The sequence below is a fragment of the Paenibacillus sp. BAC0078 genome, assembly GCF_054483875.1.
In genome coordinates this window covers 84,328-95,878 of the sequence record NZ_JBTLRW010000014.1, presented here as the reverse complement: position 1 = coordinate 95,878, position 11,551 = coordinate 84,328, and the positions used below count along the sequence as shown (strand labels likewise).

Genomic DNA, 11,551 nt, shown 5'->3' with positions numbered 1-11,551 from the left:
AGAACATAAGAGTGTTCGTTGGAATGGTGCAAATACACAAAAATAAGCTCCTCCATCAGCGTCATGCGATCACCGTTCTTTCTATATTATTTTGTCCCAATTATATCAAAGATGGTTCATACAAAAAAAAGCCGCCGAGAAGTCTCGGCAGCCTTTATAAACTTTAACTCTTACTTTCCAGTCCACTGCTGGTCGCCCGACAAGTATTTCTCGGTGAGCACGGACAATAGCTGAATGCCTACTTCATTCTGTCCGCCTTCGGGGATGATGAGGTCTGCGTATTTTTTGGACGGTTCAATGAAGGCCTCGTGCATCGGTTTGACCGTAGTCAAATATTGGGTGTGGATCGAACGGATGGTGCGTCCGCGTTCCTCGATGTCCCGCAGCACACGTCGCAGGATGCGCACATCCGGGTCGGTATCGACAAAAACTTTAATATTGAGCTGCGCGCGGAGCATTTCATCGGAGAGGACATGCAGTCCTTCAACAATGACGATGTTGTTGGGCTGAAGCTCCACGGTTTTGTCCGTAAAACGGGCATGAACGGTAAAATCATAGACCGGGGCATACGCGGCTTGTCCGGTTTTGAGACAATTCAAATGTTCAATCAGCAGCTCGGTGTCAAAAGCAAGCGGATGATCGTAATTGATCGCTCCGCGTTCTTCCAGGCTGAGGTGTGAATGGTCTTTATAGTAGTTGTCCTGAGATATGAACGTCACTTTATCTGTTCCCAGACGGTCGATGACGGAGCGTGCTACTGTCGTTTTGCCAGAACCGGTCCCGCCGGCGATACCAATAATAAGCATGGTGTTGTAATAAACCTCCCTAAGCAATTGCCTTTGCAATTCCAATATTGTAGCACAGCGGTCAATTATTTTCACCTTGGATTAGAGGAACAAAACGTGAACTTTAGAAAAAAGCAGGAATTTGGGGCGAAATGATATAATTTGTAAAGATTAATTCAGATGAGGTTTGGTTTGAGAGGAGAATTGCGTGAATGGATCAGACGAAAACAGAGACAGTAACGGATAACAGTAAAGCCTTGGCGGAAGCTTACAGTGCTGCTCCTATACAACTGGCCGGTCACGGTAAACGGGACATAAGGGTGCTAAAAGAGGCTTTTGCCGGGGTGGAGGACAGTCTTAGCAGTGATATGTACGGTACGGGCAAGCTGATCGAGGAGTTTCAGGCTGAAATGGCGGAGGTGCTAGGCAAGGAAGCGGCGGTGTTTTTCCCCAGCGGCACGATGGCGCAGCAGATTGCGCTTAGAATCTGGAGTGACCGCAAGGGCAGCAGGCGTGTGGCGTACCATCCCTTGTGCCACTTGGAAATCCACGAGCAGGATGGGCTAAAAGAGCTGCATCATCTGGAGCCGCTCCTGCTTGCCGACAAGGACAGTCTGATTTCCCTGGACGATGTGAAAAATATGGGTACAGGCGTTGCCTGCCTCCTGCTGGAGCTGCCGCAGCGCGAGATTGGCGGACAACTGCCGGAATATGCGGAGCTTGAAGCGATTTCGGAGTATTGCCGTGAGCAGGGCATCATGCTGCATCTGGACGGTGCGCGTCTGTTCGAGGTGCTGCCGTATTACGGCAAAACCGCCGCCGAGGTCTGCAGCCTGTTCGACAGCGTATATGTCTCCTTTTATAAAGGCATTGGCGGGATCGCCGGAGCTATTCTTGCGGGAAGCGAGGATTTTACCGGGGAATCGAAGATTTGGAAAAGACGGCACGGCGGCGACCTGATCAGCCTGTATCCCTACATTATCCCTGCCCGGTACTATTATCAGATGAGAGTGGGCAAAATGGGACAATATTATGCGGAGGCCAAGGAGCTTGCGGCCCGGTTCAACGGCTGCCCTAACGTAAGTACTCTGCCGGAGGTGCCGGTGTCGAACATGTTCCATGTGCATTTTACCCTGCCAAGGCAGCAGGTGGAGCCGATTCTGATCCAAGTCACAGAAGCAACAAGCGTAGGCCTGACCCCGCGGCTGAAGGAAACCGGCGAGTCCTCGTGTTCTTATGAATTGAATATTGGAGACTTGTACGGCGGCATTGTTAAGTCCGAGCTGGAAGCGGCGTTCGGGCTGCTGGATAGGTTGATGAGAGAGGCTTGAATGGAAGGAAGGGAAGCGGCATGTTGGATGTGCCGCTTTTTGATTTTTACATGCTATAGCAACAAGAATGAATTCCTGCCTCTGCCTTCAAGTTCATCTTTATAACCTAACATCATTCTCAATCTTGTTAGCTTCATTAGAATACAAATGAAAACTCACTTCGCAGCTCCTTTCGTTTCATCATACCGCAGGGGGTATACTTGACTTCTACAATCCTGCATAATACTATTAATTTACATATATACTTATTTAAGTGTAGTCTTCTCCACTTCGTTAGTAGAGCTGGCTGCACTTTAAAGATAACCCTTCTCCGCTTCGTTAGTGGAGCTGGGTTTTTATTTAAACCTAGGTACCACATAAAAAGTAGTTTTAACAAAATAAGCCGCCAGTTCATTGAGATAAAATATAAGCAAAAGACACCCGAAAAAGGTGTCTTTTGCTTATATATATGGATAAGAATGAAATCTACCGGTTCAGCAACGCCCTGACAAACGACACGCGCAGCAACTGCTTTTTCAGCAGCTTGGTACGAAACTGGCGTTTCAACTGGCTGTAGGCCTTGGGGCTGTGGGTGCTGGCCCAACTGTACATCGACTTGAAGTCGGTGTGGCTTTTGGCGGAATTCATCAGGTAGTAGGAGATGGTGTCATACACATTGTGGTTGAACCATTCGTTCATTTCCGTCTTGTTGTAGCCGTAGCGTTCAATGGCCATATTGCGGATGAGCCGCTTCTCCTCCAGATTCTCGATCAGGAAAGACTGGCTGAGGTGAAAGGTAATATTGTTGCCGTGAATCCGGTAGACTCCCGCTATAGTATCAATAAACCCGGCGTCACCGATCAGCAGGGCCCGGAGGTAAATGGATGCGTCGTTGACCATATTCATGTTCAGGATATCCATCTTCATGAGCGCATCCCGTCTGAAAATTGCAGTCAAGGTGGAGGCAGGCTTGGGATAGCCCTTTTGCTCAAAATTTCTGAAATAAGCCTCCTTCGGGGTTATCTCGCTTAGCTGCAGGCTGGAGGGCTTCAGTTGGCCGATTTTGGAATACTCCAGGAATACATTGGCGGCTACAAAAGCAAGCTCCGGGTGCTGTTGATGAAAATGCACAGCCCTGCTGAAATAGCTGCGGTCGATCAGATAGTCATCGTCGTCCAGGAACAGAATGTATTCACCGTCGCCGTGGGCGGAGAGCGCCTTGCGCCGGTTATTCCCGGGCCCGCGGTTGGTTTCGTTCTGCATGTAGATCACATGCGGATCATCTCCGAAGCTCCGGCTCATCATGTCTGCGGTGCCGTCGCTGGAGCAGTCGTCAATTACCGTAATCTCTTTATGGGGATAATCCTGCCGCAGAATGCTTTGGACGGCCTGGTGCAGGAACTCTTTTCTATTATAGGTTGTGATGATTACGCTAATTTTGGGCAGTGTGGAGGGATCGGCGGCCGTGGTCAGGGGGTTGGCCTGTTCTCCGTTATCCGTCCTTGCTTCGGCAAGGCTGGTCAGCAGCTCGCGGATATTCGTGGCTTCAATATTAAATTGCTGGGATAAATAATACTCCAGAGCATCCTCGGAAGCCCGCTCCGATAAGTAAGCCTGGATCACTCCGGTCAGCGTCTCCAGATTCTGCTGGATACCGGCGTCCGCTTCGCTGTCAATGCTGGCCCTGTATCTGCTCAGCAGATCTGTGCCCTGAGGCCCGCCGGCTTGCGGATGCTGAATATCGTCATGGAGCTGTTTCAGTAATCTATACCCAGCCTGGTGCAACTCCTCGCTCTGAGCCATAATCAGTCCTCCTCTAAGTTTTGTGAGCGTTACTTCATTGAATCCTCTTCGTGCAAAACTTTCTTCGTAAGCCTCTGCTAAGTTTAATGGAGCTACGCTCCTACTTTGCCGAAATTCCCGATTTAGTACAGATTTAGTTAGTTTTACTTGAGTAACCTATCTACGCCTAATGTGCTAGTGGGAATTTCTCCACTTAATTTCTTCTGAGCAAGAGGTCGATAAATGCGGAGTGGAAAAACTCCACTTAAATCATCGTGATCAAGCGAATTTCGGCGAAAAGAAGAGAATTAGGTATACTTTTTCCACATAAATACTCAATTATCACGAAGAATCGAGAATTAGGTGGCCTTTTTCCACTTAATTCGGGCTGAGACGGTCGAGCGATCCGAGTAACCGGGCTGCTGGACCAAGATGGTCGAGCGCTCTGAGCTACTAGGGGCCGAGACACTCGAACGGCCCGAGCAAATGAGCAGCCGGCCTACTTGGCCGAGACGCCCAATCCGTTCGCCCCTCCAAGCCGCCAGATATCCGAGCTACGCGCAGCTTCTTCCCCGACGCTCAAGGCTGGCTCGCAGCAACCTTGCCCCGCGCCTTCAGCTTGCTGCGGAAGCGTTTGGCATAACCCCAGGCGTAGAGGAACGCCTCGCGCTCAAGCAGGGAGCCGACTGCGTAATAGATCGGCAGGATGATCAGGCCGAGCGCCGCGCCCCAGAGAATCACGCCAGTGTAGGAGGTGATGCTCAGATCAAGCTTTGTGGTGATGAAGACAATGGCCGCGAACACGGCGACATTGGTCAGCCATCTGCGGAACGTGACCCAGGAGCTGCGCTCCAGCAGCACCCGGTTGGCGTACACTACAATGTCGATGGAACGGTATAGCAGCGCGGCAATGGTGCCCATCAGCACGCCGTAAATGCCGAATAAATTAACGAAGATAATCGAAGCCCCCAGGTTGATGGCCGACTCCATAATCGACCGGAACTGGGTGTTGCGGAAGTGCCCGGCGATAGTAATCAGATTATTGGATGAGGTGCGGGCATTGGTCAGCAGCTTGATCACTACGAACAGGACCGGCAGCCAGAAATTGATATAGTTCACGTCGTTGACCCCGGCTGTATACAGCCGCATGAACGGCAGGATCAGAATGTACACCACCGTCAGAATGGCGAAGATCAGCCCCATGAAATAGACTTCATATGCATCATAGAGTTTGACAAAAGCCTCTTTGCCCTCATGATAGCTCTGCCCCAACGCCGACTTGACGCTTCCGTTGATGGTCTGCACGATGTTATCGACGATAGTGAAGATCATATTGTACATAACATAGATGCTGACCACCTTCAGATTCGTAAAAATCGTCAGGATCAGCACGTCGGTGTTGCGGAAGATGAGATAGGAAATCTCATGCACCATAACCGAATTTTTTTGTCCAATGGCGGCAAAATCCGGCTTCTCGCTCAGGTCGATCCACTTATAATTCCGCTTCGCATAGATGTGGAAGGCAACGATCTGCAGGACGGTCAGCACGAAGAAGGACGCCTGCACGGCAATGATGTCCACGCCTTGCAGCAGCAGAACGATCCGCACCACATTGTTCAGGATATTTGCGATGGTGACAATAGAGGTCTCCACATAGCTTTTACCTTCTGCAATCAGCAGTACCCGGAATTTCCCCTGGTAATAATAATTGATCGCCCCGCCCAGGCCCGAGAACAGGATGATCGCCATAACGCTCAGCTTACCCATCTCCGAGTGGATCACAAGCGGGTAAATGACTGCCAGCAGCACGACCGAGATGAAATAATAAATCCCGGTTTTTTTGTAGTAGCTGGAGGTAGCGGTGAGAATCGAATTGATATGCTTGTGGTCGTTCTTCGCGACCGGCTTATACAGGGCTTGCAGCGAAGCTGCGCCGACACCTGCTTCAAGCAGGGCGAAATAGCTGATGATCTGCACGATGGACGCAATCAGACCGTTGGCCTCGGAGCCGTAGTTGACCATGATCAGCCGGGGGATGAAAAAGCCGAGAATAATCGTGATCACCTGGCTCGTGAGCCCAAAGCCCAGGTTCAGTATGCTCCGTTTAGCTTTCATAGCTTCTTCTCCCTTCCACAAGCGGCGTGGGTGACAGATAGGCATCGAGTTGCTCGAAATGCTTCTCCGCCTGGTTCGCCTGCAAGGTTACATCAAGGCTGTTCGTACCCATGCTCGCATACACCTGCTCCGGGGTAACCTCGGCCAAATGTGCGAAATCTGTATACTGCCCGTGGAAATGAGCGTCCTGCATGACATTGACCATTTTATTGCTGTAGGCGACAGGAAAGACCGGTTTGCCGAACACCCAGCCGAGAATCATCGCATGGAAGCGGGAGGCGACAATGAAGCTTGCACCCGCCAGCGCCGCAAGAATCTCATCTATATCCGTTTTGTAAAAATGAACCTGCGTCCTCCGCTGCAGCTCTGCCGGAATAAGCCCCATTATCTGTCCGATGGCTTCCTGATCCCCTTCGTGCTGGCAGAACGACAGGAAATGCACGGCATAACCCTGCTGAATGAAATGGACTGCAACATCTTTCATTTTTTCATAATAGAGGTTGTCAAAACTGCTCTGTGCTTTGGCGGAAGGCTTGATTACCGAAATGGCGATATACCGGTCTTCGGCGGCAGGCTCCGCAGCATTTGAATATTTTAGCTGAAAAATAATATCCGGGGCCATCCGCACATGGCTCAGATCCTTGAATAAATCATACGAATACTGCTCTCTGAACGAGATGTCGGTATATTCCCGGAAGATCCGCCGGTGCGCCTCATAGTAGGCCTTGTCGGTAAAGGGGCCGAAGTTCGCGCCCATCAGATAATACGGTTTGCTTTTATTGCGGAGGCTCTCGTTATTCGCCACATATTCGGCCCAGTGCTCGCCCTGCATAAAAATAGACCCGCCGACATGGACGGTGCCGTCCCCGTGATCCACCAAAAGCTTCTGCATAAAGTTTGGGTGCAGCTTCAATTTGCGGAAGAAATAGTTGATTCCCTTGAACAGAACGGAGTCCGAAGCATAGACCGTCAGGTTGGGGAGCTTCTTGAAGACATCCTTATATAATCGCGGAGCAATGAGCATGAACCGGGTATCCGGGTAACGTTCGCACAGCACCTTGATGAACAGATCATCGCCGAGATTGAATTCCGTGTATGCGTAGATCATCATTTTTTTCTTCATATCTTAATTTCCTTTCTGCTGATCACGGCTTTGAGCTTGTGTTTGAACCCGAGCCAGCTCCTGTCCAGATGAATCAGCCGCCCGTACAGGTCCGGGGAAATTAAGAAGGCTTTGATCTGAAAAGCGAGCTGCCGGTCATCGCCCTGATACACCCGCATAATCTGCTGCATTTCCTGGTTCACGCCGGGGTAGGCGAGATCAATATCATGAAGCAGCCTGCGGGTGCTGATGCCGCTTGTGCCGTTCAGGCAGGTCTTGAGATTGTAAAAATAATTCTCCGTCAGTTCCCGGTTCAGCAGCAGATGGGATATCGTCTGGACCTCGCTGAACGGATGGGCGCGGAAATATTCGTCCACCCGCTTGAAGGCGGCGACTACATCGAATTTGTTCACATTGTACGTGCCCGTGATCGACGATGTCCGCTGCAAGTAGTAGGACAGCACATCGGGGATCGTGATCACCCGGGCGGCCCGGGACAAAGCTTTATAGATGAACTCCTGATCCTCTCCGTTCACACAGCGCTCAGTATAGCGGATGCCGTTCTCCAGCAGAAAGCTTCTCTTGAAGGCTATGCTGCCAGTCCAGACTCTTAGACTTTTATGCACAAAAATATTCTTCAGCGCTTCGCTTCCCGTAGTATCCGCAGCGGCTGAAGTGAAGCTCACAATTGTTGACCGGTCCTCGCGGACCAGGTTATGACCCCAGCAGAGGATGTCCGTATCCCCGCCGGAGGTACATTCCCGTACACGCTGTACCAGGCTCGCGTCCGCATAATCGTCTCCGTCCAGGAACAGCACATAGTCGCCGTTTGCTGCGTCCAGTCCCGTATTTCTTGCGGCGCTGACCCCGCCATTGGATGTGCGGATCAGCTTGGCCTGGAGAATGGGATGGTTTGCGAGAATCTCCTCGGCAACCCGGGCGGTAAGGTCCGTCGAGCCGTCATCCACCAGAATCAGCTCGAACCGTGTCTCGCTCTGATCCAGGAGTGAATTCAGCAAGGGCGTTACATACCGTTCTAAATTGTACATCGGAACTACAATGCTTAAGCTCATGCGGCCACTCCCTTCCTGAAGTGAGATGGATTATCCTGCGGTTTGCCTGGAGAAGATTTCTTTCAGCCCTTTTTTGTAGCCTCTGATGGCGGCGATATTCTTCTTAGGCTGCTCCCGGAGAATGAGGTAGGTTGTAGTCCATATGAGAGCGAGATAACCGATCGGGCCTGACTTCTTGTCCTTTAGCAGATGCACATGGTTCAGCACCCGGGTATAGGCGACATCTTCAAGATTGTCTCGGGATGCAGGCGACTCATGGTGCAGCAGCTTCAGCTCGGGATTGATGTAGAGGGGGCCGGATTTCTGCGCGATACGCGACATGAGAATGTCTTCGCCGACGCTGTAGCTTTTGAGCCAGGGTACGGGTCTGAGATCCTTAATCGCTTCTTTCCTGAACGACATATTGCAGCCGTGCTGGAACTCGGTCCTGAAGATCTTCCGCGCCTTATGCCAATTGTACATGGAGCCGGCTTGTCCGCTCAGAGAGAGCTTGCCGCTCGAAAGGGATTGCTGGAAGGATAGCAGACAACGGATTGTACCGAAAAAGCTGTTGCTCATCCCGATGGCGATGCCGCCGACACCTGCGCAGTTTGGGTAATCGAGGTAGGTCTGTATAAGGGTGGACAAGTAATGCCCGGGGATTTCGACGTCATCGTCAAGGAAGAGGATCTTATCCATAGCGGCCAGCTCCACCGCCTTGAGCCGGGACAGCCATAATCCCCGGTCAGTCTTGCGGTGATAGACAAAAGAATAACCGCTTGCGGTCAGTAAAGCTTCAAATTCGCCAAGAATTTTAACGGGTATAGCGCCATCATCAATAATAATAACTTCTATGGAGGTTGTCCGGCCAATGTCCTGATTAGTTATAGAATGAATGCACCGTGTCAGGTCCTGTACCCGATTCCTCGTGCAGATAACCACTGACAATCCTTGCATATACTCCACTCCCTTATCCAATTCTCCCATTCTTTTTTTATTATTATTACTTGGGATTATAAGCTAACTTAAGCTTACTATTGGCAGAGAAAGGTTGTATATACTACTTTAGTTTACTTGTTGGGCGTGAGTTTTATATCTCCAAAGTCTTGCTATACATGAGTTTTTCCCGTATAAAAGGCGTACCCCGCTAAGTCTCGTGGTATCGGAGGTATGGGTTAAAGGTATGATATAGTGATTTCTGGGAAACAGAGGGTAACATGGTTGAGAGGAGAGAACAGGTGTGAAGGTTATTCGTTTACAGGGGCTTGATCCGTATGACATCTACATGCAGGATTTTTTGTATGAGGATACCCGATTATTTGCATTTCATAATAGACGTGATCTATCCAAAGATGAGCAGCATGCCATTGAATATGGTTTTTACAAGGGAGTTTTTTTCCATGATTCGAGCAAAGTGTCTGTAGAGCCTTATTATTTTTCAGAGAAAAATGTGTTTGCATTGAGTGGAAATGGAAGCTCCGCCACCTTGTATTATATGAATTACAGTGATGACAATACAGAAATATTGCTCCACAGATTAAATTGCCGGACAAAAGAAAGTGTGTGTTTTTCTACACGGAATTTCAATTGGAGTACTACAGGATCAGCAGTTGATTTATTTAATCTGTTAACCTTTGTAGGAATAAATGAACGTTATGTTTTCATTTCTTTTCATTTAGGTCAAGAAAGAATAAGGCACTTTTATATTGTTGATTCTTTCACAGGAGAATGGTTGTTCATTGCTCCGGATTCTCTTTTGAGTAACCTGGAACTTTTCTCGATTTGGCGGAAGGGTCTGGTGAACTATATCGTGATCAAAACAGGCCAGTATCTGTCCGCTGAGAAGGAGAGATGGTATGCAAATCATCGTACGGATTTGGCTGATGAGCATATGGTTGTGGTTGAGGATCACGTTTTTATTGAAGCGGTTAGAAAAGGTTCTTTGGATCTAAGCCTGTATGTGATGGATTCATGGGGGAATGATCGTGCGCAGGCGGGGTATTTTTTTGATTCCAATGAAATTGTTTATTATACGAATCACTTTGATAGTTCTACTACATCGGTAACAAGATATGATCCGTTAACTTCCAACAAGGCCACAATAAGCTTTAACGGAATTCACTTTGTCAGATACATCAATAAAAAATACTATTCTGTAGTTGATCAGGAGGATCAGAATACGTTATATGACCTGGAGACAGGCAAGGATATCGTTACATTTCAGAATCCCGATAGATTTATGTGGATGGATGACGACCGCTTTTTAAGCTGCTCTTTTTTGCCTGATGGGAATATGAGATTAACTTCAAGAGACAAACGGACTCATCAAGATTCTGTTCTCGGCAAGGGGATATGTCATCTTGAAGTGGAACGAGATATTGTAACCATTATTGAGCGGACGGGACTGTAGTTCATGAGAGATTGGGTGACTTTCAATCGCTGATGCAGACTACCGGCTAAAGCCGGTAGTCGTTCAGCATATAGCTTACTTGGCAGGCCTTTAACCGATCTCAATCGTCAGGGAGCTGGCGAAATGTGCGCCTGGTTCGAGTGTAATCGCCCCTTCCTTATCCTTAAGCTCGCCCTCGAAAATATCCGAATCAGCCACGCCGTGCCAAGGCTCGATGCACAAAAAAGGCGCATTCGGCTTCTGCCAGATGCCGAGATCCGGGAATCCGTCGAAGGATACGGTGACGCTTTTTTCGGTGAGCTTGCTTTTCAGCGTGATCGTCCGGGAGGCTACATTCTGGAAGACCAGCGCGTCGTCCTTGAACATTTCATGGGTTAACGGAAGAATGCGCTCACCGCTCAGCACAGTCTCCGGTTGGCCGCTAATCCGCAGTCCGGCACTATTCAGGAACTCCCGATCCAGCGTTTCGTTCGCTGAGAACTCAAGTACATAATCGCTGAAGCTTCCGTTCTCATCCAGCGGGCAATTGAAAGCAGGGTGCGTGCCGAGCTGAAAGTAGATTTGCTGCTCATCAATATTTTCCACCCGATAGTCCAGCTTCAGTGTGCTGTCATTCAGTGTATAGGTAATATACAGGTTGAATTTGAAAGGATAGCTGGACAGGGTGTGCTCGCTGCTGGTAAGCCGGAAGACTGCACGGGAGTCGCCCTCTTCAACGATTGTAAATTCGCTGCGTCTGGCGAAGCCGTGATTGGCAAGCTTATACGCTTGTCCCTGCACTCTGATCTCTCCATTCCGGGCTGCGCCGATGATGGGGAACAGTACCGGAGAACGGCCTGTCCAAAAGGCGGCGTCCCCGCTCCAGATATATTCTGATTCCTTTCTTTTGAAGCTGACAAGCTCCGCTCCGAGGGTGCTGATCGTGGCTTTCGCCGAGCTGCTGCGCAAAACAGTATTCATTAGGATTGACTCCCCTTTCACAATGTATGGTACAG

9 protein-coding genes are annotated in these 11,551 nt (G+C 49.5%); 2 read left to right on the top strand and 7 right to left on the bottom strand.

Annotated features, from left to right (window positions below; all coding sequences use genetic code 11):
• Positions 1 to 170 precede the first annotated feature (170 nt).
• On the bottom strand, positions 171 to 806 hold the full coding sequence (udk, locus tag ACX1DY_RS22600) for a uridine kinase (RefSeq protein WP_458966450.1): 636 nt from the start codon (positions 804 to 806) through the stop codon (positions 171 to 173).
• A gap of 191 nt (positions 807 to 997) precedes the next feature.
• Between udk and ACX1DY_RS22595 the strand changes: the two genes are divergently transcribed.
• Complete coding sequence (locus tag ACX1DY_RS22595) at positions 998 to 2,116, top strand: threonine aldolase family protein (RefSeq protein ID WP_458966449.1); 1,119 nt, start codon at positions 998 to 1,000, stop codon at positions 2,114 to 2,116.
• Positions 2,117 to 2,581: 465 nt separating this feature from the next.
• Here the strand turns inward: ACX1DY_RS22595 and ACX1DY_RS22590 are convergent, their stop codons facing one another.
• The 5 genes from ACX1DY_RS22590 to ACX1DY_RS22570 form a co-directional block, all read right to left on the bottom strand.
• Complete coding sequence (locus tag ACX1DY_RS22590; RefSeq protein WP_458966448.1) at positions 2,582 to 3,898, bottom strand: glycosyltransferase family 2 protein; 1,317 nt, start codon at positions 3,896 to 3,898, stop codon at positions 2,582 to 2,584.
• Positions 3,899 to 4,456: 558 nt separating this feature from the next.
• Complete coding sequence (locus tag ACX1DY_RS22585) at positions 4,457 to 5,992, bottom strand: lipopolysaccharide biosynthesis protein (RefSeq protein WP_458966447.1); 1,536 nt, start codon at positions 5,990 to 5,992, stop codon at positions 4,457 to 4,459.
• On the bottom strand, positions 5,982 to 7,115 hold the full coding sequence (locus ACX1DY_RS22580; protein WP_458966446.1) for a polysaccharide pyruvyl transferase family protein: 1,134 nt from the start codon (positions 7,113 to 7,115) through the stop codon (positions 5,982 to 5,984). Before ACX1DY_RS22580 ends, ACX1DY_RS22585 begins: the two co-directional genes overlap by 11 nt.
• The gene (locus tag ACX1DY_RS22575; protein ID WP_458966445.1) at positions 7,112 to 8,167 is read right to left on the bottom strand and encodes a glycosyltransferase family 2 protein; all 1,056 of its coding nucleotides are present in this window, start codon (positions 8,165 to 8,167) and stop codon (positions 7,112 to 7,114) included. The genes ACX1DY_RS22580 and ACX1DY_RS22575 overlap by 4 nt, the downstream gene beginning before the upstream one ends.
• Positions 8,168 to 8,197: 30 nt before the next feature.
• Entirely contained in the window at positions 8,198 to 9,103 is a 906-nt protein-coding gene (locus ACX1DY_RS22570; protein WP_458966444.1) for a glycosyltransferase family A protein, read from the bottom strand.
• A 283-nt stretch (positions 9,104 to 9,386) separates the two neighbouring features.
• On the opposite strand from ACX1DY_RS22570, the gene ACX1DY_RS22565 reads away from it, so the two are divergent.
• The gene (locus ACX1DY_RS22565) at positions 9,387 to 10,556 is read left to right on the top strand and encodes a hypothetical protein (RefSeq protein ID WP_458966443.1); all 1,170 of its coding nucleotides are present in this window, start codon (positions 9,387 to 9,389) and stop codon (positions 10,554 to 10,556) included.
• 90 nt (positions 10,557 to 10,646) lie between these two features.
• Here ACX1DY_RS22565 and ACX1DY_RS22560 read toward each other — a convergent pair whose 3' ends face one another.
• Positions 10,647 to 11,516, bottom strand: coding sequence for an aldose 1-epimerase family protein (locus ACX1DY_RS22560; protein ID WP_458966442.1), 870 nt, complete (start codon positions 11,514 to 11,516; stop codon positions 10,647 to 10,649).
• Positions 11,517 to 11,551: the final 35 nt, after the last annotated feature.